Annotated in this window: 24 protein-coding genes; 7 read left to right on the top strand and 17 right to left on the bottom strand. The window is 37.0% G+C overall.

Annotated features, from left to right (window positions below):
* Nucleotides 1-432: 432 nt before the first annotated feature.
* Nucleotides 433-771: a YbbC/YhhH family protein gene (locus tag ACN0U3_RS10890; protein WP_417266242.1), complete on the top strand. Its 339-nt coding sequence runs from the start codon at nt 433-435 to the stop codon at nt 769-771.
* Here the strand turns inward: ACN0U3_RS10890 and ACN0U3_RS10885 are convergent.
* From ACN0U3_RS10885 to metK, 3 genes are all read right to left on the bottom strand, one after another.
* Nucleotides 759-965: a Txe/YoeB family addiction module toxin gene (locus tag ACN0U3_RS10885; protein ID WP_417266241.1), complete on the bottom strand. Its 207-nt coding sequence runs from the start codon at nt 963-965 to the stop codon at nt 759-761. The genes ACN0U3_RS10890 and ACN0U3_RS10885 overlap by 13 nt on opposite strands.
* Nucleotides 956-1,165, bottom strand: coding sequence for a DUF2683 family protein (locus ACN0U3_RS10880; protein ID WP_417266240.1), 210 nt, complete (start codon nt 1,163-1,165; stop codon nt 956-958). Before ACN0U3_RS10880 ends, ACN0U3_RS10885 begins: the two co-directional genes overlap by 10 nt.
* Before the next feature lie 229 nt (nt 1,166-1,394).
* Nucleotides 1,395-2,651, bottom strand: coding sequence for a methionine adenosyltransferase (gene metK / locus ACN0U3_RS10875; RefSeq protein WP_417266239.1), 1,257 nt, complete (start codon nt 2,649-2,651; stop codon nt 1,395-1,397).
* Between the two features lie 86 nt (nt 2,652-2,737).
* Here metK and tsaB point away from each other — a divergent pair, with 86 nt between their 5' ends.
* Entirely contained in the window at nt 2,738-3,454 is a 717-nt protein-coding gene (gene tsaB / locus ACN0U3_RS10870) for a tRNA (adenosine(37)-N6)-threonylcarbamoyltransferase complex dimerization subunit type 1 TsaB (protein WP_417266238.1), read from the top strand.
* Nucleotides 3,455-3,498: 44 nt separating this feature from the next.
* Here the strand turns inward: tsaB and ACN0U3_RS10865 are convergent, their stop codons facing one another.
* The 3 genes from ACN0U3_RS10865 to dnaB are packed head-to-tail and all read right to left on the bottom strand — an operon-like array spanning nt 3,499 to nt 6,771.
* Entirely contained in the window at nt 3,499-3,954 is a 456-nt protein-coding gene (locus ACN0U3_RS10865; protein ID WP_417266237.1) for a hypothetical protein, read from the bottom strand.
* 5 nt (nt 3,955-3,959) lie between these two features.
* Nucleotides 3,960-5,219: an asparagine synthetase B gene (locus ACN0U3_RS10860; RefSeq protein WP_417266236.1), complete on the bottom strand. Its 1,260-nt coding sequence runs from the start codon at nt 5,217-5,219 to the stop codon at nt 3,960-3,962.
* A gap of 46 nt (nt 5,220-5,265) precedes the next feature.
* A complete protein-coding gene (gene dnaB, locus ACN0U3_RS10855) occupies nt 5,266-6,771 on the bottom strand; it encodes a replicative DNA helicase (protein WP_417266244.1) in 1,506 nt (501 codons plus the stop codon).
* Between the two features lie 351 nt (nt 6,772-7,122).
* On the opposite strand from dnaB, the gene ACN0U3_RS10850 reads away from it, so the two are divergent.
* From ACN0U3_RS10850 to ACN0U3_RS10835, 4 genes are all read left to right on the top strand, one after another.
* On the top strand, nt 7,123-8,061 hold the full coding sequence (locus ACN0U3_RS10850) for a YeiH family protein (RefSeq protein WP_417266235.1): 939 nt from the start codon (nt 7,123-7,125) through the stop codon (nt 8,059-8,061).
* Between the two features lie 60 nt (nt 8,062-8,121).
* On the top strand, nt 8,122-8,787 hold the full coding sequence (gene mnmD, locus ACN0U3_RS10845; protein ID WP_417266234.1) for a tRNA (5-methylaminomethyl-2-thiouridine)(34)-methyltransferase MnmD: 666 nt from the start codon (nt 8,122-8,124) through the stop codon (nt 8,785-8,787).
* 102 nt (nt 8,788-8,889) lie between these two features.
* Nucleotides 8,890-9,936 (top strand): tetratricopeptide repeat protein, encoded by a 1,047-nt coding sequence (locus ACN0U3_RS10840; protein WP_417266233.1) that lies wholly within the window; start codon nt 8,890-8,892, stop codon nt 9,934-9,936.
* Nucleotides 9,937-9,939: 3 nt separating this feature from the next.
* A complete protein-coding gene (locus ACN0U3_RS10835) occupies nt 9,940-10,548 on the top strand; it encodes a DUF6498-containing protein (protein ID WP_299204598.1) in 609 nt (202 codons plus the stop codon).
* 37 nt (nt 10,549-10,585) lie between these two features.
* Here the strand turns inward: ACN0U3_RS10835 and ACN0U3_RS10830 are convergent, their stop codons facing one another.
* The 11 genes from ACN0U3_RS10830 to ACN0U3_RS10780 form a co-directional block, all read right to left on the bottom strand.
* Nucleotides 10,586-11,959 carry a saccharopine dehydrogenase family protein gene (locus ACN0U3_RS10830; protein WP_417266232.1) on the bottom strand — a complete coding sequence of 458 codons (1,374 nt, stop codon included), beginning with the start codon at nt 11,957-11,959 and terminating at the stop codon, nt 10,586-10,588.
* A 248-nt stretch (nt 11,960-12,207) separates the two neighbouring features.
* Entirely contained in the window at nt 12,208-15,099 is a 2,892-nt protein-coding gene (locus ACN0U3_RS10825; protein WP_417266231.1) for a TonB-dependent receptor domain-containing protein, read from the bottom strand.
* A 78-nt stretch (nt 15,100-15,177) separates the two neighbouring features.
* On the bottom strand, nt 15,178-16,461 hold the full coding sequence (locus ACN0U3_RS10820; RefSeq protein WP_417266230.1) for a hypothetical protein: 1,284 nt from the start codon (nt 16,459-16,461) through the stop codon (nt 15,178-15,180).
* A 120-nt stretch (nt 16,462-16,581) separates the two neighbouring features.
* Nucleotides 16,582-17,331, bottom strand: coding sequence for a hypothetical protein (locus tag ACN0U3_RS10815; protein WP_417266229.1), 750 nt, complete (start codon nt 17,329-17,331; stop codon nt 16,582-16,584).
* Entirely contained in the window at nt 17,331-19,046 is a 1,716-nt protein-coding gene (locus ACN0U3_RS10810) for a BatD family protein (RefSeq protein WP_417266228.1), read from the bottom strand. The genes ACN0U3_RS10815 and ACN0U3_RS10810 overlap by 1 nt, the downstream gene beginning before the upstream one ends.
* The gene (locus tag ACN0U3_RS10805) at nt 19,040-19,804 is read right to left on the bottom strand and encodes a tetratricopeptide repeat protein (RefSeq protein ID WP_417266227.1); all 765 of its coding nucleotides are present in this window, start codon (nt 19,802-19,804) and stop codon (nt 19,040-19,042) included. Before ACN0U3_RS10805 ends, ACN0U3_RS10810 begins: the two co-directional genes overlap by 7 nt.
* Before the next feature lies 1 nt (nt 19,805).
* Nucleotides 19,806-20,951: a VWA domain-containing protein gene (locus tag ACN0U3_RS10800; protein WP_417266226.1), complete on the bottom strand. Its 1,146-nt coding sequence runs from the start codon at nt 20,949-20,951 to the stop codon at nt 19,806-19,808.
* Nucleotides 20,944-21,978: a VWA domain-containing protein gene (locus ACN0U3_RS10795; RefSeq protein ID WP_417266225.1), complete on the bottom strand. Its 1,035-nt coding sequence runs from the start codon at nt 21,976-21,978 to the stop codon at nt 20,944-20,946. The genes ACN0U3_RS10800 and ACN0U3_RS10795 overlap by 8 nt, the downstream gene beginning before the upstream one ends.
* Nucleotides 21,971-22,915 (bottom strand): LPXTG cell wall anchor domain-containing protein, encoded by a 945-nt coding sequence (locus ACN0U3_RS10790; protein ID WP_417266224.1) that lies wholly within the window; start codon nt 22,913-22,915, stop codon nt 21,971-21,973. The genes ACN0U3_RS10795 and ACN0U3_RS10790 overlap by 8 nt, the downstream gene beginning before the upstream one ends.
* A complete protein-coding gene (locus tag ACN0U3_RS10785) occupies nt 22,915-23,787 on the bottom strand; it encodes a DUF58 domain-containing protein (protein WP_417266223.1) in 873 nt (290 codons plus the stop codon). The genes ACN0U3_RS10790 and ACN0U3_RS10785 overlap by 1 nt, the downstream gene beginning before the upstream one ends.
* Nucleotides 23,788-23,799: 12 nt before the next feature.
* Nucleotides 23,800-24,822 (bottom strand): AAA family ATPase, encoded by a 1,023-nt coding sequence (locus tag ACN0U3_RS10780; protein WP_417266222.1) that lies wholly within the window; start codon nt 24,820-24,822, stop codon nt 23,800-23,802.
* 186 nt (nt 24,823-25,008) lie between these two features.
* Between ACN0U3_RS10780 and ACN0U3_RS10775 the strand changes: the two genes are divergently transcribed.
* A complete protein-coding gene (locus ACN0U3_RS10775) occupies nt 25,009-25,464 on the top strand; it encodes a hypothetical protein (RefSeq protein WP_299204634.1) in 456 nt (151 codons plus the stop codon).
* Nucleotides 25,465-25,482 lie beyond the last annotated feature (18 nt).

Raw genomic sequence — 25,482 nt, 5'->3', positions numbered from 1 at the left:
TTAGATGATTTGATTGTAACAGTTATCGCCTCTTAGTTTATTGCTTTTGAAGCTATGTCATACCTGCTGGTATCCCCCAAGATTTCCATGATAAAACCGAGATTTAGCCCCAAGCTGCCCCAAGATTTAGCGCAGCTTCTCGTGGCCTTGGGTCTCAATCCCCCAGCCGCCACGAATTTCACCCCAACTTCTCCTGGCCTTAACTCTCCACACATCCACCCAGTAACCCACACAAAAAAAGTCTCCGACTAGAAAACTAGTGCTTAGATTGTAAAATATTTGTATTTTTAGAAGATAATAGTTGAGCTTCAGTCAACCACGAGATGAACCACGGAGTAGCACCGAAGGTAATCTCGCGGTAGCGGGAGGAAAACAGTATTTCTGACGTTAACAAGATTTCTGCCGGACAGACTATTAAAGTGACAAATTAAAATGATTAAAAAAATAAGTAAATACGCTATTATTTTAGTTTTAATATTTATGATATTATCCTTAGTAGATTCCCCCTTAAGTAAAAGGGATAAGAAACAATGGATTCCGTCTCAAGGCTTTGTGCCAAATGAGTTGACGGCGAGAAAGATAGCTGAAAGTATTTTAATACCAATTTATGGAAAGGAAATAATTAAACAAAAACCATTTAATGTTGAGTTAATAAGAGATAGTGTTTGGGTTGTTACCGGCACTCAAAATGAACTTGCTTTATCTGGAGTAGCTTATATTGAGATTCAAAAGAGTGATTGTAGGATATTAAAGGTTACTCATGGAAAGTAAATTCTTTTGTTGATCCTTCTTGACCAGTAACCAGAAAACTCATGTTTAAGTTGTTCGGGTTTTCCGATACCTTCAAATGGATTATCTTCAATTGCTTCAACAAGAGCAGTGATTTTTTTAAGAATAGATTTGTTACCAGATTTTTTCCAAAAGTCACGGTCTTTTAAAGCGTCAGGTGTATAACTTACTTCCATAAATCTTCGGTCTTGATCACCTTGTCTTTTCCTTGGGTATGCTGAAGTTTACTGCGTTTTATCTTTTTGACAAACTCAGGATTATAGGGTTTATCTTTTGCTACTTCAAATTTCATTTTCAGCGCTTTTACAAAAGCTTTTAAGGCGTTTGCCTGTTCTTCGTTTTCTGGATGTATAATGTAAATATCTTTTGCTTTCATAATGTGACTTTAAAACCTAATATATGAGGGTATTGCAAATATAAGACAATTTATTGCGAAAAAAGAAAGCTTTCTTAAAGCTCCAAACTTCCCCAAGATTTCCATGATAAAACCCAAGTAAATCTAACATTAAATAATCAACTAAATCTTCCGTGATATTCAAACATCTATAAAAACAAAAAAGGCCGACACTCATGCCGACCTTTATCAATATGATATAAGATTCAGATTACAAATTAAATGCTTTCTTAATTTTATCTACATAGTCTAACTTTTCCCACGTGAAGAATTCAACTTCCATTGTTTCTTTTCTTCCACCGTTTTCGAAAGTTACAGTTTTCGTTTCTGGTTTTCTTCCCATGTGACCATAAGCTGCTGCTGGTCCATAAATTGGATTTCTTAGTTTCAATCGGTTTTCAATAGCAGCTGGGCGCATATCGAACAACTTAGAAATCTCACGTGCAATAGCTCCATCTGTCATGTCAACCTTTGCTGTTCCGTAAGTGTTTACATAAAGTCCCATTGGTTCTGCAACTCCAATTGCATAAGAAACCTGAACAAGTACTTCGTCACACAATCCTGCAGCGACAAGATTCTTTGCAATATGACGCGTTGCATAAGCTCCAGAACGGTCAACTTTTGAAGGGTCTTTTCCTGAGAATGCACCACCACCGTGTCCACCTTTACCTCCGTAAGTATCTACAATGATTTTTCTTCCTGTTAATCCAGAATCTCCGTGAGGTCCACCGATCACAAATTTCCCTGTTGGGTTAATGTGGTAAGTAATTTCACCTTTGAATAGCTCCTCAACTTTAGGATTGTTTAATTTTTCTATCACACGTGGAATTAAGATTTCTTTGATGTCTTTCTTAATTTTATCCAACATAACTTTCTCGTCTGTATCAAACTCATCGTGTTGCGTTGAAAGAACAATCGTGTCGATCCTTTGTGGCTTATTGTCATCACTATACTCAATTGTTACCTGTGCTTTTGCATCTGGACGTAAGTAAGTAATTTCTTTTTCTTCTCTTCTTAACTCGGCAAGTTCCATCAACAAACGGTGAGATAAATCAAGTGCCAATGGCATATAATCTTCTGTTTCGTTGGTTGCGTAACCAAACATCATTCCTTGGTCACCTGCTCCTTGATCTTCTGGATTTTCACGCTCAACTCCACGATTAATATCAGGTGACTGTTCGTGAATCGCAGAAATTACTCCACATGATTTTGCATCAAATTGATATTCACTTTTCGTGTATCCAATTTTCTCGATGGTATCACGAGCAATCTTTTGAACATCTAAGTAAATGCTTGAATTCACCTCTCCTGCCAAAACAACTAATCCAGTTGTGACTAGTGTCTCACAGGCAACTTTTGAATTTCTATCAAAGGCTAAAAAGTGATCTATTAAGTTGTCAGAAATTTGGTCCGCAACTTTATCTGGGTGTCCTTCCGATACTGACTCGGATGTAAATAAATATGACATGTTCGAATTTTTTCTTATTTAGAACTTCCAAAAATAGTAATACTTCATCAAAACCCTCCAAATTTTGTCATAATTAAATGTGATTAATGAATAAAATTGTATTCTTGCAAAACGAATTGAATGATATGGCAAAACTTCTTCACATAGAAACATCTACAAAAGTGTGTTCTGTTGCACTTTCAGAAAACGGGAAATTAGTCGATTTACTGGAGGAAAGTTCAGACGCTTATATTCATTCTGAACGTCTAACAGTTTTCATCGAAAAGATCATCAAAACGAACAACTGGAAGCTTCCAGAACTATCTGCAATCGTTGTTACCAGTGGCCCTGGCTCCTACACAGGATTGCGCATCGGTGTATCTACAGCAAAAGGCTTGTGCTACGCATTAAAGGTCCCAATGATCGCTGTGAACACCCTGGAAAGCATCGCTTGTTTGGCACAAAAAAAACATCCAAACTCATCGATTTGCGCCATGATTGATGCCCGTAGAATGGAGGTTTTTTCTACTATTTTCGATAAGGATTTAAACATTATCAAAGCACTTGCTGCCGATGTTTTAGTAGCAGATTCTTATCAAGAGTTCCTACCTTTCATTGTTTGTGGTGATGGAGCTGGAAAAGTAAAAGAATTATGGCAAAACCGTAATCTTGTTTTTGATGAATCTATTGTTTCTAGCGCAGCAGGACAGGTAGAAATAGCATTCGAAAAATTCAAAAATGAAGCCTTTGAAGATGTGGCTTATTTTGAACCAAAATACCTTAAAGATTTTGTGGTGACACCGTCGAAAAAAAAGCTTTTTTAATGATGAAGGATGAAGGTTGAATTTTTTGAATTCATCATTCATAACTACCATGAATGTATCGCAGGTCTCAACTTTAAAAGCCCTGCAAGTGCAAAACCTATCACTAAAGTCAAGTCAGCGCAATGATAAATCCAAAACTGGTCCTCTAACTGCATAAAACTAGCTTTGGTTTCAATGGTTTGAACAATATAATACAAATGAATAATCCAACCCGGAAAAAAGGCCAACACGCTAGCGATAACAAAAGCATTAAAAGCCTGACCTTTTCCTTCTGAACTTGTGTTTTCACTTTTATTTAGTGTCAACAACATAGCAAAAGTGACCACGAGTAAAACCAAATACATTAATTTCAAAAATGCAGGCTGCACATATTGAAATGCCGTATCTGTATAATAAGCAACAATTTGTTCTGAAGTTTGATCAACATAAAACAGAAACATTCCGAAAACGAGTGTAAGAATTATTCCTAGTCGATATTCTTTTTTGAAAAATAAATTCAACGTGCTTAAGTTTTACGTTTTTTCTTCTTCGCAGCGGGAAAAAGGACATTGTTAAGAATTAGCCGATAACCAGGGGAATTTGGATGTAAACTCAAATCTGTATGAGGATCCCCTACTCTATGTTGATAATCTTCAGGGTCATGACCACCATAGAAAGTCCATGTTCCATTCCCCAACTCACCATGAATATACTTTACTGTTTCCAAAGCTTTTGATTCGCCCATAATTGTCACAGACGGTTTAACGTATTCTTTTACAAAATCTGTAGTTTGTCCATAGAAGTTTTTAATGATTTGGGTGTGGTTTTGAGTCAACATTGTTGGCACAACATCCCATTTTGCAGAAAATTCGAACAAGGTGAAAATATCGTCTTTTTCTGAAACCCTTCTGTGTCTATTGGTTCCGTCAATTGTGGAGTACTCGTATTCCAAAGGGTTTTCGATGATTTCATAATTTTCAAATGCCAATCCATTATCAAAATCTAATTTCGAACGGTAATTAGGATCCATTCCGTCTCCATCAAACATATGCTCAACGATATCGGTTTGATGTGCAGCTAGAGCAATATCAAAACTGTCTGTCCCACTACACATGGTAAAGAGAAAACCTCCAACAAAAACATAGTTTTTAATCGCTGTTGCCACCGCCAATTTCATGTCAGAGACTTTACTAAAGCCCATGCTTTTAGCACTTGCTTCCAATTTTGCTACCTGTTCTCTGTACCATGGGGCGTTTCTATATGCAGCATAAAACTTACCATATTGACCGGTGAAATCTTCATGGTGCAGGTGCAACCAATCATAGTCTTTTAATCCTCCCGCGATAACAGTACTGTCATAAACCTTATCGTAAGGAATTTCTGCATATTCCATCACTAGGGTTACTGCATCATCCCAGGGTTGCTTTCCTCCAGGTGTGTAAACTGCTATTTTAGGAGCTACTTCTAATTGCACCACTTCCTCATTAACTTCAGGTGAAGCAATGTTTCTTTTAATGTTATTGGCTTGACCATCTGCAATGATTTCATAGCTCACGCCACGGATTACCAGTTCGTTTTCAAGCGCAACAAGATGGGGCATTAAGAAAGACCCTCCTCTATGATTCAATAGCCATTCTAAAGTCACCCCATTTTCTAAAGCATAATAGGCAATACCGTAGGCTTTTAAATGATTGGTTTGACTTTTATCCATTGGCACAATAATTTGTGCTGCGTTTAATTGCACGGACAAAAAGAAGGCAAATATTAGGGTAAAAATATAACGCATAAATAATTCGTTTTAAGTAAAGTAATAAAATTTTATGACTCCACAATTAAAACGGTGCATCATCAACATCATTGTGTGAGATATCGAAGTCGTCATCGTCAATGTCATCCATACGACTAGAAATCACCATTCTGTTTTCGACTTCTGTGGAGTCAAAATCATGACCTACAGGCAAGGCGCCCGGTTGTGGAATATCATCATCCATTCCGAATGATTCAACGTTGTCGAACTTGGCGAATTTACCAACGAATTTCAATCGCACTGTATCTGTTGAACCGTTACGGTGTTTTGCAATAATAATATCTCCCATTCCTTGTGTTGGACCTTGCTCGTCTTCCAACAACCCATAATACTCAGCACGATAAATGAAAGAAACGATATCAGCATCCTGCTCAATAGCTCCAGACTCCCTCAAATCCGAAAGAATCGGTCTTTTATCTCCTCCACGCTGTTCAACGGAACGGCTTAATTGAGACAAGGCAATCACAGGAATATTTAATTCTTTAGCAATTTCTTTAATCGAACGAGAAATTTGCGAAATCTCTTGCTCACGGTTTCCTCCCCCCTTATTGGTTCCTGCTGTCATTAACTGAAGATAGTCAATAATCACCACTTCAATATTGTGTTTTTGCTTCATTCGACGGCACTTGGCACGCAATTCGAAAATTGAAATCCCAGGTGTATCATCAATAAATATAGGTGCTTTGGAAAGTCGACCAATTTTAGAGTGAATCATCTGAAATTCATGATCCTCAATATTTCCTTTTCTTAATTTTTCAGCATCAATTTGCGCCTCAGAAGAAATCAAACGTTTAACAAGCTGTACACTTGACATCTCCAGAGAGAAAATCGCGACTCCCATGTTATAATCAACCGCAGTATTTCTTGCCATAGACAAAACGAAGGCTGTTTTTCCCATTGCAGGACGTGCCGCAATAACAATCATGTCCGAACGCTGCCATCCTGAAGTAACACGGTCTAATGCTTTGAACCCTGTTGGAATTCCGGAAACACCATCTTTATTTCCACGTGCGCTTTCTATTTCCTCAATGGCGCCTTTCATCGCTGTCTGCATAGTGTCATAGCTCTTCTTCATATTGTTTTGAGCAATGGCAAACAAGTCTTCTTCCGCTTTTGAAAGTACACTAAATACGTCTTTGGTTTCGTCGTATGCTTCTTTTAGAATCTCGCTAGAAATCCCAATTATTTCACGTTGAATATACTTTTCAATAATAATTCTACTGTGGTGTTCAACATGGGCTGCAGAAGCCACTTTGTTGGTCAATGTTGAGAGGTAGTAAGCTCCTCCTGCTAGTTCTAAACTTCCCAGTTTACGAAGTTGTTCCGTTACTGTTAGCAAGTCAATTGGAGTCGTGGTATTATACAGCTCAGCCATGGCTTCAAAAATAGCCTGATGTTTTGGGTCGTAGAAAGCTTCTTTAGTACGGAGAATATCAATCACGTTATTCATCGCTGTACCATCAATCATCATTGCCCCAAGAACAGCTTGCTCTAAATCAGTAGCTTGAGGTGGTATACGACCAACGTCCATTGGACTTTTCCCACCACGATTACTTCTGCTAACTGCAAATTTCCCTTCTTTTCTATCTTCCTTCTCCATGTTACAAATATATCCAAATCCAAAACGATAATCGGTGATAAAAGCCGTCATCTTTTCAGAATGTGTAAAACTCAAAATTAGTGGATAACTTTTATCGGTCGCTAAGCTCGAATAGCACCTTTATTTAGCCTCTTCCAATTTCAAAAGCTGCATTAGTTTTGAACATTCAAAAATACGACATTCATCTTAGATTAACGAAACAAAAAAACTTTTTGACGATTAAATTGTAATACTTGAACATCGATAAATAATCTTTGTAAATTGTGTTATCCAACGGAGAAAATGAAAAAAATCATTCAAAACCAATTCCTTGTCAAGCTCCTTTTTGCGCTTCTCATTATCATCAGTTTATCTGGACTCATCAGTAGTCCTACAGCCTTAATTGGCGGTTTTTTATTTGCTCATTTTTTCGGACATCCATTTCTTTATCTCAACGGAAAAGCAGTAAGTTGGTTATTGAAAATAGCGGTAGTAGGGCTTGGTTTTGGAATGAATTTAACAGAAACCGTTGCAGCTGGAAAAGAGGGATTTATACTCACCGTTTTCTCTATTTTTACCACCTTGATTGTTGGGTATGGACTCGGAAGAATACTCAAAACAAACAGAAAAACCAGCCACTTGATTTCTTCAGGAACAGCCATTTGTGGAGGTAGTGCCATTGCTGCAGTAGCACCTGTGATTCGCGCAACAGAAAAAGATATTTCCATTGCTTTGGGAGTAATATTCTTATTGAATTCAATTGCATTAATTCTTTTCCCATTGCTTGGTAGTTTACTTGAATTAACACAACATCAATTTGGATTATGGTCTGCAATTGCCATTCACGACACCAGTTCTGTGGTAGGTGCTGCACATGCCTACGGAGATGAGGCTCTCCAAGTAGCAACTACCGTTAAATTAGCGAGAGCTCTTTGGATTATCCCCATTTCAATCCTCTCTGTGTTTCTGTTTAAAGGAAAAGGAAAAAGCGTAAGTATTCCATATTTTATCTTCCTATTTATTCTTGCAATAGTGCTCAACACTTACTTGCCAATTCCAGCGATGGTAACATCAGGAATCACCCAAGTTTCTAAATCCCTTTTGGTGTTGACGCTCTTTTTAATTGGTGCTGGATTATCGATTGACAAAATTAAATCTGCAGGATGGAAACCAATGATTTTAGGAACCTCACTGTGGATCTTTATTTCCATCACCTCTCTTTTGGCAATTCTTGCATGGTAAGTTGATTAAAAACATGTCTTTGATGGAAACAATCTTTATTTTTACAACAAACAAAAAACAATGAAGCGAGAAATAATAGAGACTAAAGATGGGTCTAAAACCATCCACTTGCCTGAATTGAACGAAAGTTACCACTCTACCCACGGTGCACTTCAAGAGGCGAAACACGTTTTTATTAAAAGTGGTTGGAATGAAATACAAAATTCTACCGTTTCAGTTTTAGAAATTGGTTTTGGCTCTGGATTAAATGCCCTCCTGACTTTATTGAATAGTATGAACGACAAGAAAACTGTTCATTACACCGGTTTAGAGGCTTACCCCGTTTCCTCTGACGAGATTAGCGCTTTAAATTATGCCCGTTTGGAAGATTTTGCTGAAGTTCGAAAAGAATATGAGTTAATGCATACCATACCTTGGGGAGAAAGAGCAACAATAAATGAATACTTCAATCTTTTGAAAGTAGCTCAAAAAATGGATGATTTCAAGCCAGAGAAAAAGACGTTTGACCTCATCTATTTTGACGCATTCGGTCCTAGGGTTCAACCTGAGATGTGGACAAAAGAAGTTTTGCAAAAAATGTATGATGCAACCGCTCCGAATGGTGTTTTTGTAACCTATTGTGCCAAAGGGGAAGTCAGAAGAAATTTAATCAGTGTTGGATTTGAAGTGGAGAAAATTCCAGGGCCTCCAGGGAAAAGAGAAATGCTTCGTGGTGTGCGTAAATAATTTTGGCATTGATTAAAACGTAGTGATTAAGTACGCTTCTGTTCAAATTAAACACGTCAAACCTACAGAAATGCTTACATTTGTTATTCAGAAAAGAACATTATGATTAAACATACTATTTTTTACATTTTTCTTATCTCTATGGTAGCTTGTACTACTGAGGAAACAACCAACGAAACACAGTTTTTCGAAAAAGGAGAACAAGTCACAGCTGAAGATCGTTTTCAACAGCTAACAGACAGCTTAGAACAATTTCCAGAAAAAACCAACCTTTGGATTGAGAAAGGTAATTTGTGTAAAGAGAACCTAGATTTCAACTGCGCCCTTGATGCTGGTGCTAAAGCTTTTCGCTTGGACTCTACAAACGTAAAAGCACGTCAACTTTATGCATGGACATTAATCAACAAGCCCAACGCACCAATCGCTGATATCGAGCGAGCGCAAAGACATTATCAATACATTCTGTCAACAAATCCTAATGACCCACAATCTTTGGTTGAACTGGCCAACACTTATTCTTTAACAGGAGATTTCAAAACAGCAATAAAATACATTAATGATGCTTTGAGAATTAATGAACGCTATAGAGATGGCTACGTTTTAAAAGGATCGATTTATAAAACCCTTGAGAAAAACGATTTGGCCTTATCCAGTTACCAAACAGCAGTTCAAATAGAACCTGATTTTTTCATGGGCCATTTGAATATTGGATGGCTATTAACAAGCATGGAAAAACATCAATTGGCATTGGAATATTATCAAAACGCGGTTGAATTAAAGCCCGAAAACATCAATGCGAACTATGGAGTAGCTAAAAGTCTACAAGACTTAGGTCAATATGATGCTGCTTTAGCGGAATATAGAAAGATACTAAAACTAGAGCCTAAGTTCTACATTGCCAACTTCAATCAAGCATACATCAAGCAACATTTTCAAAAAGAATTAGATAGCGCTGTATATTTTTACCGTGAAGTAGTAGATACAGACCCTAATTATATTCACGCATGGTATCAACTGGGAGAAACTTATTACGCGCAAGACAGAAAATATGAATCGGCTAAAGCATTTGCTGAAGCACTAAGCATTGATGAAGATTACCTCCCTGCCCGCGAAGCAGTTGAAAAGCTGAGGGACTACAAAATAGATTAGGCAATGAACCGACTCAGGTTAATTAACGCAATTAGCGAAGCGATTATTCCATTGTTGGGAATCTTCTTTTTTGAATGGGGAATTTATTTCATACTTCTGTTTTACTTTATCGACTTAGTGGCTACAGAGGTTTTTCTCTACATAAAAGTCAATAAAATCATTCAATTTCAGAAAATTAACTTTCCTTTTCAGACGAGGTACGGAAGATTATTGATGAATACTTTTTTAATGCTTTGCGTTATTCTTATAGCTCATATTGCTGTGTTTTATATTGTGCCAGAAATTGATTTCTTTGCTCAGATCCATGCCTTTATTCACTATGAGGAAGCCGGAATTCCAATTCCTCAAGGGTATATACTTTTACCTTTTGTGATTCTCGGGAATTTTCAACAATACAAAACCATGTTCATTAAAACAGGACAATATCAAAGGAGCTCTTGGAAGACGCTTATTTTTTCTAGGCGAAACGCCCTTTATGTTTCATTGATTGGTGGTGGTTTGGCGATTGTTCTCGCACAATTCATAACAATTCCAGAATTTGTATATGTGTTAATTGTAGTCGCTGTAAAATTTTACATCGATTTATACCACACAAAAAATAGCGCTGTATAAATACTTACACAGCGCTATCCTTATTTTTTGAACATTATTATTTCCACGTTTCCTCTTCGTTGTACAAACGAGGTGGATCGATTTGCTTTTCATGGAATACAATACCGTAATTTTCTAATTCTTTTAGAATTGGACCGTAAACATCCTTATGGGTTGGTATATGCACACCTTTCAAATCAATTGTGCCGTTCAGTACTTTCTTAACACAAGCCCCCAAAGGTAAACCAACTGTGTTGCTCATTGAAGTAAAGACTTGGTCTTCTCCAATATTTACCATTTCGGAAGTTATTTCTTTAAGCTCTCCTTTTAACTTGTAAACAAACTTATGATACATCACAATCATGTCCTTATCGTTTGGTTTGAGTTGCCATTTCTCTTCAAGAATTTTCTGCAACATTTGGGCTGGAGTAGCATTCTTAAGGCCGATTTTTTTCGTGTCATCAAAGATTCCTAACCAAACCAATTTGTCCCATAGAGAGTCATCTAAATCTATTTTCATGTAGTGACGCAGTTTCAATTCTACAGTATCACTATGATTATACGGTAAGAATGAGTTAATAAAATCACGATTCGTCATGTGCTCACTCCCTTCTAAAGTATAAGAATCATCAGTTGCACCTAATTGAACAAAGACATCCCACGCTCTAGAGAATCCAACCCTACGGAGGGTTCCTCTATAAATCGTTGGAATTCCTTCCAAACCATAAAGTTCTCTATACATTAATGAGTTTCTATTGGCATATCCTTCAAAACGACCGTACCCTTCAATGTCAATAATTTCTGTACGTCTAAATAGCTTGGTATAAGGAATATATTTGTACATTCCTTCTTGAATAAATTGAGCTGCACCACCTTGTCCGGCCAACACAACATTTCTCGGATTCCAAGTAAACTTATAGTTCCAAGGGTTGTCATCACTTTCTGGTGCAACCAATCCACCTGTGAAAGATTCGAATATTTTCATCTCTCCACCAGCATCTCTAATTTCATCAATTACACGCATTGCGCTCATGTGATCAATTCCAGGATCTACTCCAATCTCATTCATGATTAGAATTCCAGCCGCTTTAGCTTCTTTATCTAAAGCTTTCATTTCTGGAGAAACATAAGAAGGTGTAATTAAATTTGTTTTGAGATCGATACAATCTTTGGCTACATCTACATGGAACCGTGCGGGAAGCATACTAATTACGATATCTGCCTTCTCGATTTCCGGTCTTCTTTCCGCAGGATCTAAAGCATTAAAAACCATTGCTTCGGCGTGTTTAGAACCATTGATTTTTTTCTCAATAGCTTCTTTGTTCTGATCTACGATTTTCAAATGCCATTGTTCCTTCTCAGCATTTTGGAGCAGGTAGCGTATCAAAGAAGATGCGGACAATCCTGCACCTAAAATTAAAATATTTTTCATTGTTTGTTGTTTTTCACCCTGCGTTCTTATCTCATTTTAAAACCTCTTGTTCTGTCGGAATTAATAACGCAAGACGCTTTTTTGTCATATAACAAAACAACTAAAAATCACGAAACTTATCAAGTAAATTAGCGCTTAGTTTTCCCTTTAATTTACAGTTTGGATGAAGAAAAATATAAAACCCTCATTAAAAGTGATCTGATCAAATTTAACAAGGGGAAAACTACAAACTATGAACTATTTGTACCTTAAAATTCTATACTCATCTTTAGATTAAATGTCGTTCCTTGCTTCAATGAATAAAACATTTGGTCCTCTGCTTCGAAGGATTTAAACACGGCTTCTTTTTTGGCGTTGGCGATATTCTTTACTCCCAGTCCTATACTGAATTGCTCCTCTTTTCCGAATCGTTTTGAAATATTCATATTTAGTCCATGAAAAGGCACAGTGTAAATATCAGGCCGGTCTGCAATTCCTGAGAATAGCAAGGTTTCTCCTTGAACATTGTAGTACAGTCCTACTTGTAGGTTTTTACCAAATCCATGTTCTCCAGTGTATTCTAATCCACTATTGATAATCCAAGGTGACTGTCCAGCCATGTCTCGATAGGGTTGGATTTCTTGTCCTTCTCGGGCGTTGATTTCACGTGACTCTAACTCTGTAGCACTTAATTCAATTTGAGATTGCGTTAAAGTCACATTTACAGCTAAGTTGAAATTGTTTAATTTATTTGAAATAAAACCTAAAGACTGTCTGCCTTCAAACTCAACACCGACCACAGATCCATCTCCAACGTTTCTGGGTTGAAATGCCCCTGCTTGAGATGCAAACTGAACAATTTCTATAGGATTATTGAACATTTTGTAGAAGGCACTTATAGAAAAAGTTTGTCCTCTTCCATGAAACAGCTCCCAACGTAAATCGAAATTATGAATGGAGGTACTCACCAAGTTTCCATCCCAATACTCTATTCCCAACACATCATTGGCGTCTCTGAACAATCCACCAATAAATGTTCTTCCTGTAATCGGATCTAATATTTCAGAGTAAGACAATTCTTTGAAAGACGGACGGGCAGTTGTTTTTCCATAAGACAGCCTGATATTTTGTTGTTCAGTGATTGCAAACACGGCGTTCACAGAAGGGAAAAACCCTAATTCTTGCAAAACCACATCGTTGTTTAAGACATTGGTTCCCATTTGGTCTTGCCCTGTATATCTTTGGTTGTATAACTCTGTTCTCAAACCAACAATTAACCTCAAGCGTTCAACTGGTGAAATTTCAGTCATTGCATACAAACCTGATGACAATACAGAGGACTCAAATTGATTTGGGTTGACGGGAATAAATGGAGTTTCAAAGGTTGTCCCTTTAGAAACGTCTCCATTGTAAGGCCATAAGTTTTCAGGGGCAAATAATTCATTGGGGTCACCTGTTAACTCAACGTTTCTCACATTAATTGAAAAAGAACGAATATTAAAGTCACGTTTTTTATAATTCTGAATTGCTCCCGCTTTCAGTTGGGCTGAATTTCCAAACCATTTAAATTGCTTGGTTAAATCTACTTTCGCAGAAGTATTCAATTCATTTAATTCCCTCCAAATACGCTCTGGAAATCCTGATTCAGTACCAATAGAATAACTTCCGTCATTGCGTTCTTCATATCGTGTGAAACGAATGTCTGGATTATCAATAGAAGACAAAGATGTTGATGAAGCCCATGAGAGCTCCCAATCTTCATTGGTGAACTTGTGTTTTCCTGAGAGCATAACATTTGACAATGAGCGCTGCGCATATTCTAAGTTATGTTGAAAACCCTCGAACACAGCTCCTTGATCTGTTTTTTTATAATCGAAAATCCCCGCCGTTGATGTCCCATTTTGTAAGTGTAATAAATTTAAATTGAACTTTGATTTTGAAGTGCTTAGACTCAAGCCCAACATTCCACTTAACAACACGTTATTTTCTCCATAACTTCCTGTTTGTAGTTCTCTTAATTCCATTTCATTCACTTCTCTTTCACTTGATAAACCATATCTTGAAAACAAAGCATTTTCATAGAATTGCGTTTCATTTTTATAAGCTAAGTTGAAATTATATCCAATGGTGAAAGCTTGTTTTTTGAATGCCTCTCCAACATTTGCATCTATTCCAATGTCCATCATTGACGTAGCTTCCATTGCTGCTAATTGCGGATCAAAAGCACCTAAAATTTCTTTGTACCTTCTTGCTTTTTCACCATCTGGATCTGCTATACTTTCCGCAAAAAAAGGAATATTGTTTTCTGCTGGAATTGTTCTTCCTCCTTTTCCCATTGCAAAAAGGTCTGCACCCTCATTCTCGTAGGTCAAATAATTACTTTTAAAATGAGATGTAGGATTGAAAGAGGTGCTTAAAGCAATGCTTCTTGTTTTTTCTGACGGAGTATTATTCAAACTAATGTCAATTAACCCACCAGTAAAATCAGCGGGTAAATCTGCAGATGAAGATTTATAAACCACAATATTATCGATAATTTTTGTTGGAAAAATATCCATCTGAACAGTATTTCTGTCTGGATCAAGACCAGGAACGTCGAGTCCATTCAACAAAGTTTTACTGTATCGATCACCAATTCCGCGAATAAAGATATATTTTCCATCGCTTAAAGAAACCCCTGGGATTCTTCTCATTGCCGAACCTGCATCTGAATCTCCTGTTTTCTTAAACTTCGCCGAAGACATTCCATCAATCATATTGGATGACTTTTGTTTTAAAGAAAGAATAGCATTTTCTGTATTGGTTTTTCGGCTTGCAGCGATGACGACCTCATCAAAATCACTTACTTGTGCTACAATTTGTAAGGGTGCTAAGACATTGGTTTCATTGGCCATAACATTCACCTCTTTTACGATCAATGTATCATATCCCATAAATGTTACTTGCAGGTCATACTTTCCTTCGTTAATGGAAATTTTAAATTGACCATCAAAATCAGAATAAGCACCTACCTTATGATTTTTTACCGTAACTCTTGCACCTGGCATCAACTCACCGGTTACTTGATCACTAATTACACCTTCAATAAATCCTTGTTGAGCAAACACAGGAAAGGTAATCAATGCCAAAACGAATGTGATATATTTTAATTGTACTCGCATAAAATTCAATGTTAAAACAGTTCAAAAAAACAATCCCAAAAGCAAATTGCCTTTGGGTTGTTTGATAATTTGAAATTTTTAGAAGTTTGATAATTCTCCACGTTGATCAGAAAGTGTCCAACCAATAAACGGTGTTAGACTTGCTCCAACTGTGTTGGCTCCTTGCACCACATTTGTCACATTAGCATCTGTTCCATTCTTGAACACATCTGTTAATGCTACTCCATTGGGAAGTGTTACCTCTATGTTCGAAAAGTTCAATATTCCATTTGCGAAGTTGTCAATAGAAGGTTGACCACTTAGAGAAAAGTCACCCCTTCCTGCAGCTGCTGGATCTGGGAATCCGAAAAAGTACAAATTTTCAAGGGTTGCTCTTGCTCCATCTCTGAAGTCTCCAAGCTCACAGTTCTCAGCACCTTTAATTGAGCCGTTTTTCAATGTATGTGCACCCAACAAAGCTCCTTCTGGCCCATCGATTTCAAGTGCATGGTCTGTACTTTCTCCTGCGATAACGACAAAATTATCTAAGGTACCGCTCCAAGCTTGGTCTGTGTCTATTGCATCATCTCCAGCATTCCACACAATTACATTACGTACATTTACTGTACCTCCAAACCATTCAACACCGTCATCTTGATTGGATACCACTTCGATATTTTCGATCACCGTTCCATTTCCAACACCACCAAGTGTCAATCCGTTGATTTCGTTTCCTTCTCCGATATTTGCGCCTCCATGACGAATAGAGATATATTTCAGAACTCCAGAATTATCAGCTGCATCTGAACCACCATACAATCCATTTTGATCTGAAGGTGGAATTCCTTCGATTTGAACTGAAGGGTTATCTGCAGAAATTGGTGCATTCCCTAATACTATTACACCTCCCCAAAGTCCGTCTAATCCTGTATCCATGTTTGGACTATTGATTTGTCCCGGTTGAATTTCATCAGCAATAGTTGTAAAGATTATTGGTGAACTTACTGTTCCTTCCGCCATTAACTTCGCACCTCGTGCAATAATCAATGCTGTTGCATTCGGTCCAGACCCGACTTCTCCTTTTATGATTGTTCCTGGCTCAATTGTTAAAGTTGCACCTGAAGTAACTACAACACGTGTATTTAAAACATATACTTTATCATTTGTCCATGTGGTGTTCGATGATATATTTTCTGAAACGATGATTGTGGATTCATCATTAGCGGCATCACTGTATGTACACGAACCGTCGTCTTTTTTTGCTTCTTCGCTATAGTTGATTGCTGATGCATCTGTACACCCTTCTTTTTTACACGACACTGATGTAAATGCAAGCGTGGCAACGATTAGTAACCCTCCAACTTTTAATGTTTTCTTTTTCATTTTTGCTTTTTTAATTATTTAAAGCAAAGGTGCGTCAGAATAACATTTTTTGTATTTCGGGTAAATTAAAGGTATGTTAAATCCGTATTAACAGATTTAAGAAAACATGAATGAGGAGTTTTAATAAGTGTACAAATCATCGCTTTTCGCCCATAGCAATTCGTTTCTATCAGACTTAACTTGAACCCAAGTATCATCTTTGAAGAATTTTATAATTTTCAATCGACTTCCTGGATCAACATTATCTGAAGCTTCTACTCCATTAGGTGAGATAAAAAATGGGGTGTGATCATCTTTCACAATCGCAAAACGCTTTTGTGTATAATGTTTATTTGTGGCGTAAATACCATAAAATGAAATCAAGAATAGGACAAGAGCGGGTCCAAGTAAACGCAAACACCATTTATTCAAGGTAGATTTAGCATCGGGATTAGACGTTACTCTATACACCAAAATTGCTAAGAAAACAGAGGAGATAATGACCGCAAAAAGCCATAAATTTGCTCCAAATCCAAGTACTACCCTTTCAAACCAAGGGTAAGGATGTGTCCAATTGAATTTCGGGCTCAATTTCTGGGTGACAAATTCTGCATTAAATTGTGCGTCCCCGTTTAAGGGTTTAAATTTCAATGCAGATTCAAAAGCCCACTTTGCTTTACTCCATTCTTCCAGTCCTCCAGAAGCTACTCCTAAATTGTAATAAGAAGAGAAAGACGGGCTTTTTAATACATCATTGTGGAAGGTATTTTGCGCAGCATCATAGTTTTCCTCCAACATTTCATCTAAGCCTTTTACAAACAAAGAGTCTTTACTATTGCTCAAGAAGGCGATAGAGAATGTAAACAATATGGATAAAAAAACGACTTTCATTATTCAAATGAATTTATAATTTGTTCTGCTTCTCTTACCAAATGATTCACATCAGAATTTTCAATTTGACCTCCGTATTTAGTCGCATCTATTTCGTCAAAAATAGCAATAATAGAAGCATAAGTTTCTTCTGATAATTCTCCAGGAGTTTTTGTTTTCAAGAACATCCTGGTGATTTCTCCATTGCTGACTTTAAATTGCTTGGCTAGGAAACGAACCATTATTTGACTCAATTGGTCGATACGCGTCTCATTGTTTTGATCATCACTCAATAAACTCAATTCATACAAAGCATCAGTTTTATGCTGAATACGTTGTTGTTTTGCTAATGTATTTTCTGCGCTGTTATTTTTCACACGGACCAGCAACCCCAACACCAATCCAAACATGATCGGGGAACACAATAAGAATGCCCCTCCCCAACCTGTAAATAAGTCTATTGGTGCACTCCCCCCAGGAAGATATTCTGTTATATAAGGTTGCATAACTGGATCTCTCACCTCCTTCTTTTCCTCTTCTAATTCCTCTGGTTCTTCAAGGCCTGTCGATTTAACGTGAATGGTTTTCAATCTGCTTTGAACAGTAACATACTCCTCAGTTTTCGGATTAAAATAAGCGATTTTAATGGGGTTTAATTGAACTTCACCACTTCGATTAACTTGAATAAAGTAGGTGTAAGATTTACTCCCTTCAGCACCTTGACTTGAAAATCTTATAGAATCAACAACTTCTGGATCTCCATAAAAACTGAGTCCACGCGGCAGTTGAATTGTTGGTTGTTCAATATTATGAAGATTTCCACTTCCAGAAATTTTAAGTTTTAGCTCAATCACTTTCCCTTGATCTATGTATCGATTAGCAATATTTGCAGACACATTAAACTCACCTACTGCATCAATAAAATGCTTTGGTGTTCCAGCAGGCAATGGTTTAACGACAACATTTGCTTGGTTAGAAACGACTTTCAATCGTTCTGGAAATATTCTTCTTCTATCGTTATACACAATAATGGTTTGGAAAGGCTTAATACTATAATCTCCGATTCTTTCTGGGAAAATTAAGGTTTTTCCAATCTTAAATGTTTGAAGGTTTTTCCCATTAATCACTTCATAAGCGCTGGACACTTGATTTGAAGCAACCAATGACTTTGTTTCTGCTGGGCCATCAAAAGTAAAAGAGGAATAATCCTCAACTTGTAAAATTTCAACCTGTGAATATACCTTTCCTTCAACAACTAGAGGTTCACCTTCGTAAATTTCTTTTTTTGATTTTTGGATAATCCCAAAGACCATCTTATTCAAGTTTTTTGAAGGATCATCACTCATCATATTTTGACGGTTCGTTACCCTAACCTTGAATTCTTCTGAAAGGTATTCTTTTGTTCTCGTGATGACTTTTACTGGTCCCATCAAGTAGGTCCCCACATCTTCAAAATAACCGGTAAAAGTTCTATAGTTGTAACGTATGGCTTTTTGTCGGCCGTTAACATATTCAATAGATGAAGACATACCCGTTTGCATTGCACCAGATTGGATGAACTCATCAGGCAGACTCATGTCCAAATCTCCATCTACATTCGTTTTGATTGTAATGGTAACAGATTGACCTATTTCAACATCTTTTGGGTTGATGTCTAGTTCAACAAACTCATTTTGTCCGAACAATTGTACTGACAAAAGCAAAAACACGATATGTAAGGCAATATTTTTTACCATCGTTTCCCTGACTTTACCTGTTGTTGATTTTTACCCGATTCAATTCCACGTACTTTTCTTTTCGTTTCCATTTCCTTCTTAAGCAAATCCTCCAGCATTCGGTCAGTTTTTCTATCGGTTAATTTACCTTCAGTTTCTTGTGAAGCATCTCCCTCACTACCACCTGACTCAGAGTTTTGATTTTGAGGATCTTGGCTTTGGTTGTTTTGATTCTGGTCTTGATTCGACTGATCATCATTCTGACTGTTATTTTGATCGTCGTTTTCAGACTGATCTTGCGAATCTTTTTGATCCTGATTTTGATCTTTTTGGTCCTGCTCTTTTTGCTCTTGTTGCTTTACTCTTCTTTGGGCTTCTGCAAGATTATAACGTGCTTTATCATCAGCTGGATTTTTACGTAAAGCATTCTTATAGCTATCCACCGCTGCTTTATAATTTTTCTTTTGCATTTGACTGTTGCCTACATTGTGCCAGTGTTTTGCCTGACTTATCTCATCTTCTCCATTAGATGCTGCAGCACGAAAAGCTTTTTCAGCCATTTCATAATCCTGACTTCTATATGCAGCGTTACCAATATCTTGAGATAAATCTATTTCACTAGGCGCAAGTTTTTGTGCCTCAAGTAGACTTTGATAAGCCTGCTTATAATTCCCTTCCTGATAATATTTTTTACCTAAACGCAAAGAATCTTTCCATGATTGAGCTCCTACAAAGCCAGTTACGAATAAGACAATTGCCAATAAGATAATATTTTTCATTTTATTTAATTTCTCTTTTCGGGGCAGCTTCCCACACCAATAAAACAAGTAAAGTCAATAAAGCTAAGCCTAAAGGCCATTGGTATCTATTTTCACTTACCTTGAACTCCAAATCTACTGTGTTAGTCTCTGAACTTGTGTTAATTTGAGTTAAAAAATCTGAAACATTTGGAAAAGATTCGTTGGACAGGAGTACTTCACCACCTACTTCATTTGCGATATCTTCCAACATCGACAAATTCACTTTAGAAATCACAGACCTTCCCATATCGTCTTTTAGTGATAATGCTCTAGGCTCTTCACTTTCTGGAACAATACCTCCTTTTTCAGTTCCTATTCCAAGAATAAAAACATCAACATTTGCTTTTTTAATTTCGGCATACGCTTTTTTCATCCCTCCTTCGTGGTCCTCTCCATCCGTAATTAGAATCAAGACTTTTTTGGTCTCCTCCTTTGAGAAAAAACGACTTGATTCTTCCAAAGCTGCCGAAATATTCGTTCCTTGATTCGAAATAATGGAAGTGTTTAACTCATCAATGTACATTTTGGCTGCATTCTTATCTGCCGTCAAGGGCAACTGAGGATATGCATTTCCCGCAAACACGAGTAATCCAATGCGTGAAGCTGTTGATTCATTAATCAGTTGATTCATTGCACGTTTTGCGACTATCAACCTTGTTTCTCCACCAACGATATCTCGGGTATTCATTGAATTCGATATATCCACGGCAAAAATCAATTCCACACCAGTGGTTGTACCTTTAATGGTTTTGGTTCCAAGAGCAGGTTGCATCAATGCAAATACAGCAAAAACAATTGTATTTCGTATTAAAAAGTAACGAATGAACACATTTCGGGTAGAAACATAACGCATAAATGTACGTAGTGTTTTAACGCTTCCTAGCTGTTCAACCAACTGATTTCTCTGACGCAATTGATAAATAAATATGGCCATCAATAAAGGTACAGTCAAAAACCACCAGGCATATGCTGGATGCAAAAAGGAAAGCTGTTCACCAACACCTTGGTCTGAAAAAACGCCAAATATGCTGAGTAATTGCCATACCAAAACCCAAAACACCAGCTCCAGTACTACTACAGCACTAATAAATATAGGCAAACGATATTTAAATTCTTTTTTAGGCATTTTTCTTTAACAAAATCTGTTCTGTGGCCATTCCAATAAATATAAAAATCAAACCAAACAACAAGAAGCTTTCTGGCATATATGGAGGTTCTCGATGAATTGTGTTGTTTACCATTTTCTTTGTCTCCATTTGATCAATGGTTTGATATATTTCCCTTAATGAGTTTTCATCTGTAGCCCTAAAATATTCTCCTCCTGTCAAGTCGGCCATTTTCTTCAACAGCTTTTCATCGATATTGACCTGTGTATTTTGCATTATTTGTCCAAAGGGGGTGTTGATGGGCATTTTCACAATCCCCTTTTTACCCACACCAATCGTATAAACTGTAATGTTTTTATTCTTAGCCAACTCGGCTGCTGCCATTGGAGAAATCTCTCCTTTATTGGACTCTCCATCAGTCAATAAAATAATTACTTTCGATGAAAGGCTATCGCTTTTCAGTCGTGCAACAGCAGTCCCTAACCCTGTTCCAATGGCAGTTCCAGGTTCTATCATTCCCGATTTAATTCCATCAATTGTTTGTTTGAGGTAATCGTAATTTCTAGTGACTGGACATGCGGTATAAGCCTCTCCTTCAAACACTACGAAGCCAATACGGTCAGATTTTCGGCCATCAATAAATTCTTTAGCCATGGTTTTTGCTGCCTCTAATCTATTGGGTAAAAAATCCGTAGCCATCATACTTCCAGAAATATCCATAGAAATAATGATATCTATCCCTTCATCAAAATCATTTTCATTATCCTCAGCATACGGTAAGTAGGGCAAAGCTAAAGCGATAATTAAAAAGCTTGCCCCCACACCGATCAGTGCATAAACCGTTAGAATCAACCATTTTATAGGTGAAAAAGCAATAGCATTCAAATCTTTTGCTGGCCGAGGAAACTTAATGACTCCTTGACTTTTTTCTAAACGATAATACCTTAGAAAAAGCAGAATTGGGATCAATAAGAGTAGCCACAACCAATGTGGTGCATAGAATTGGTATTCCCAAAATCTAATATGTAGAAACAATGGACTATTCATTTTCTAAATCTAAGTCTGCTACTTCATTAACCACTCTTCTGGCGTCATTGGTAATGCTTTGTATTTCTTCTAAGCTTGGTTTAGACTGTGCAAATTTCACCATATCTGATTGTGTTAACAATTGACGCGTAAGTAAAACCATTTTCTGATCCAAACCATAATCAGATAAAATCGACTCTATTTCACCTGTTGTTTTATCTAATATTCTTTCTTGATAATGTGCTGCGAAGAACCGCCTTAAAATGATGGATAAATCGAAATAATATTCTTTCAAATTACTTTCGTACCCTTTACTTTTTTCAAGTAAATCTATTTTTTGCAAAGTTGATTGACGCAGAGACAAAGGAGTAGGTTCTTTTCTTTTTCTTGTGGCTAGAAAAACAACAACTCCAATAATTCCTAGTCCCATCAATGAAAGCCACCACCAATTGTTTTTTAAAAATTGTAACAATGGTCCATCTTCCTTTGGTAGTTCTGTAAATGCTTCATTAATATCATAAATAGGCTTGCTCGGGTCTGCAACTGGGCTATTAATATAAATTAAGCCTGCTGGAAAAGTATGAATACTGTCTTCAATTTGGACATGTTGTGGAGGAATAACTACATACGCACTATCCCATCCTGTCAGTTCATAGCTTCCTTCCCAGAAAAACTGTCCTTCCTTTGTATAGCTTGTGTCTTTAAACTCCTTTAAAACCTCCAATTCATAAGGAGTGCTCACACCAACTTCAGTTGCGTTGGCGCTATTTTTCGCAGCAAAAAGAACTTCTTGATGAGCATACACCAATGTATCTATCTTCGTATCACTAACAATTGTATATTTCAAAACGAAGGGTTCACCAATCAAGACTTCTTCTTTATCAATTGCCATCGATAAGTCTTGTCCGGATGCTCCGAAGGCAATTGCAAAAACAATGCTATTTAGAATCCACCTCATTATCTACTTCTCGTTAAGAACAGTTTATTCAATTCTGCCAAATATTTACCTTCGGTTGACAACATAGCATAGTCAACTCCTGACCTTCTGAAATTATCGTTTAGATTTTGTTCAAACGTCATATACCTTTTACTATAATTTTCTCGCACCCTTTTAGAGCTCGTATTCACCCATCTCACAAGACCTTTTTCTGCATCAAACATCTTCACCAAACCAAAATTAGGTAATTTCTGTTCTGAAGGGTCATATAAACGAAGTGCAACCATATCGTGTTTACTGTTAGCTATTTTCAAGCCTTCAAAAAAATCATGCTCATCATAAAAATCACTGATTAAAAAACAGATACTTCTTTTTTTCACCACATTTCTAAAGAACCTTAGGCCTTCATTTAGATGGGTATCTTGACTTTTAGGTTTGAACAGGATTAGCTCTCTCAAAATCATCAAGGCATGAGAGCGTCCTTTTTTGGGTGGAATATATTTCTCGACATTATCACTTACGAAAATAGCTCCAATTTTATCATTATTGGCCACTGCTGAAAAAGCTAAAACGGCGGCAACCTCAAGCATCAATTCCTTCTTTGACTTTTGTCGAGTTCCAAAATTATTGGATCCTGAAATATCCAAAACAAGAAATACCGACAGTTCTCTTTCTTCTTCGAAAACTTTAATAAATGGTTCATTGAACCGTGCAGTAACATTCCAATCAATATTTCTTACATCATCACCGTATTGGTAGTTTTTCACCTCTGAGAAAGTCATACCACGCCCTTTAAAGGCAGAGTGGTACTCTCCAGAAAACACTTGCTTGGTCAGTCCTCTGGTTTTGAGTTCAATCTCTCTTACTTTGCTCAGCAGCTCTTTAGTTTCCATCTAAATTACTGTTTACGGTACTTCAACTCTGGCTAAAACTTTATCCACAATATCGCGTGCATTTACACCTTCGGCTTCTGCTTCATAAGTTAAACCAAGCCTATGTTGAATTACATCTGCAGCGATATTTCGAATATCATCTGGAATCACATACGCTCTACCTTGAAGGAATGCGTTGGCCTTACCTGCTAAGGCTAAATTTATACTAGCTCTTGGAGATGCGCCAAAAGAAATCAAAGGAGCTAAGTTTCCGAGGTCATATTTCTTTGGATCACGTGTAGCAAATACGATATCAATAATATATTTCTCAATTTTTTCGTCTAGGTAAACATCACGAACCAGAGTTCTTAAACGAATAACATCTTCAGGGCTAATAATTGCACTTGCTTTTTCTAGGCCTTGACTTCTCACATTATTTCTCAGGATTAACATTTCCTCTTCGGGATTCGGATAATCTAACGTCACCTTCAACATAAATCGGTCAACTTGCGCTTCTGGCAATGGATAAGTCCCTTCTTGTTCAATTGGATTTTGAGTCGCTAACACCAAAAACGGCTTCGGCAAAGTAAAGGTTTCGTCTCCAATGGTTACTTGTCTTTCTTGCATCGCTTCCAACAAAGCGGATTGAACTTTAGCTGGGGCTCTATTGATTTCATCTGCCAAAATGAAATTGGCGAAGATTGGTCCTTTAGTAACCGAAAATTCTTGCGTTTTTTGATTGTAAATTTGAGTTCCTGTTACGTCGGCTGGAAGTAAATCTGGAGTAAACTGAATTCTACTGAAATCACCTCCAATCACATCTGACAAAGTTTTGATGGCTAAGGTTTTTGCTAAACCTGGAACACCCTCTAATAAAATATGTCCATTCGCCAAAAGCGCAATCAGTAAGCGTTCAAGCATTTTATCTTGACCAACAATTACTTTTGAAAGTTCTTTATTGACCAAATTAATGAGCGGTCTTTCATGTTGTATTTTTTCTGTAAGCTCCCGAATTGTATCTGCGGGTGTAAGCGAAGATGATGTGTTTTCTTCCATAATTTTACATTCTTTTTGCACTGTATACAAAGATGTTGATACTTAAGCCAAGGTCAACGAGTTGCGTGTTAAATATTGTTAATCGCATAGCCTCACGGCTTTTAAGTTATTTAGAACAAATATAAATAACTTAAGAACATGATAAGTCTTGCCTAAATTTTCTACCTTTACGGTAGGATGAAAATAATGCGGCTAATTATATCATTTTTTTTAATTGTTGGTTATCTCACTGGACTAACCAATAACCTAATGCCGCGTTGTGAAAGTGAAACTGCTCACCAAGACCATATTGTTTCAATTCATATCAATCACTTTCATAATTCAACACATTCAAATTCTGAATTAGCACATATTGGACATGAAGATCACGACGATGAGACTTCATTCATCAATATATTGCAACATCTTTTTGATGATATAGATAATCCAAAGGAAAAGTGTGAATCTGGCTTTTTCGCTAGTATTCACAGCTATACTCCTGATGTAAAATCATATGCTTTATATGCTGTTTTAAAATACCCTACACTATTTCTACCGGCATTTGATGATTCTATTAAGAATTTCGAATACAAAACACCTAATTATTCTCCACCCGATCAAAGGAATAAGCAACAGCGTGGACCTCCATTTTTTCTTGTTTGATTTATTAACTGTCTCTTC

The organism is Brumimicrobium sp. (genome assembly GCF_048268645.1).
GTDB lineage: Bacteria > Bacteroidota > Bacteroidia > Flavobacteriales_D > Crocinitomicaceae > Brumimicrobium > Brumimicrobium ulvae.
Note: the sequence above shows the minus strand (reverse complement) of the source record. Positions and strands in the feature narration are given on the sequence as shown.

What these genes read in the sequence shown, in the direction of transcription:
- ACN0U3_RS10835 (WP_299204598.1), top strand. Translation starts at nt 9,940, where the DNA reads ATGAACCGACTCAGGTTAATTAACGCAATTAGCGAAGCGATTATTCCA.
- ACN0U3_RS10880 (WP_417266240.1), bottom strand. Translation starts at nt 1,165, where the DNA reads ATGAAAGCAAAAGATATTTACATTATACATCCAGAAAACGAAGAACAG.
- ACN0U3_RS10785 (WP_417266223.1), bottom strand. Translation starts at nt 23,787, where the DNA reads ATGGAAACTAAAGAGCTGCTGAGCAAAGTAAGAGAGATTGAACTCAAA.
- ACN0U3_RS10890 (WP_417266242.1), top strand. Translation starts at nt 433, where the DNA reads ATGATTAAAAAAATAAGTAAATACGCTATTATTTTAGTTTTAATATTT.
- ACN0U3_RS10840 (WP_417266233.1), top strand. Translation starts at nt 8,890, where the DNA reads ATGATTAAACATACTATTTTTTACATTTTTCTTATCTCTATGGTAGCT.
- ACN0U3_RS10860 (WP_417266236.1), bottom strand. Translation starts at nt 5,219, where the DNA reads ATGCGTTATATTTTTACCCTAATATTTGCCTTCTTTTTGTCCGTGCAA.
- tsaB (WP_417266238.1), top strand. Translation starts at nt 2,738, where the DNA reads ATGAATAAAATTGTATTCTTGCAAAACGAATTGAATGATATGGCAAAA.
- ACN0U3_RS10815 (WP_417266229.1), bottom strand. Translation starts at nt 17,331, where the DNA reads ATGAAAGTCGTTTTTTTATCCATATTGTTTACATTCTCTATCGCCTTC.
- ACN0U3_RS10800 (WP_417266226.1), bottom strand. Translation starts at nt 20,951, where the DNA reads ATGCCTAAAAAAGAATTTAAATATCGTTTGCCTATATTTATTAGTGCT.
- ACN0U3_RS10795 (WP_417266225.1), bottom strand. Translation starts at nt 21,978, where the DNA reads ATGAATAGTCCATTGTTTCTACATATTAGATTTTGGGAATACCAATTC.
- ACN0U3_RS10885 (WP_417266241.1), bottom strand. Translation starts at nt 965, where the DNA reads ATGGAAGTAAGTTATACACCTGACGCTTTAAAAGACCGTGACTTTTGG.
- ACN0U3_RS10775 (WP_299204634.1), top strand. Translation starts at nt 25,009, where the DNA reads ATGCGGCTAATTATATCATTTTTTTTAATTGTTGGTTATCTCACTGGA.
- ACN0U3_RS10810 (WP_417266228.1), bottom strand. Translation starts at nt 19,046, where the DNA reads ATGGTAAAAAATATTGCCTTACATATCGTGTTTTTGCTTTTGTCAGTA.
- metK (WP_417266239.1), bottom strand. Translation starts at nt 2,651, where the DNA reads ATGTCATATTTATTTACATCCGAGTCAGTATCGGAAGGACACCCAGAT.
- ACN0U3_RS10780 (WP_417266222.1), bottom strand. Translation starts at nt 24,822, where the DNA reads ATGGAAGAAAACACATCATCTTCGCTTACACCCGCAGATACAATTCGG.
- ACN0U3_RS10830 (WP_417266232.1), bottom strand. Translation starts at nt 11,959, where the DNA reads ATGAAAAATATTTTAATTTTAGGTGCAGGATTGTCCGCATCTTCTTTG.
- ACN0U3_RS10805 (WP_417266227.1), bottom strand. Translation starts at nt 19,804, where the DNA reads ATGAAAAATATTATCTTATTGGCAATTGTCTTATTCGTAACTGGCTTT.
- ACN0U3_RS10790 (WP_417266224.1), bottom strand. Translation starts at nt 22,915, where the DNA reads ATGAGGTGGATTCTAAATAGCATTGTTTTTGCAATTGCCTTCGGAGCA.
- ACN0U3_RS10850 (WP_417266235.1), top strand. Translation starts at nt 7,123, where the DNA reads ATGAAAAAAATCATTCAAAACCAATTCCTTGTCAAGCTCCTTTTTGCG.
- ACN0U3_RS10820 (WP_417266230.1), bottom strand. Translation starts at nt 16,461, where the DNA reads ATGAAAAAGAAAACATTAAAAGTTGGAGGGTTACTAATCGTTGCCACG.
- dnaB (WP_417266244.1), bottom strand. Translation starts at nt 6,771, where the DNA reads ATGGACGTTGGTCGTATACCACCTCAAGCTACTGATTTAGAGCAAGCT.
- mnmD (WP_417266234.1), top strand. Translation starts at nt 8,122, where the DNA reads ATGAAGCGAGAAATAATAGAGACTAAAGATGGGTCTAAAACCATCCAC.
- ACN0U3_RS10825 (WP_417266231.1), bottom strand. Translation starts at nt 15,099, where the DNA reads ATGCGAGTACAATTAAAATATATCACATTCGTTTTGGCATTGATTACC.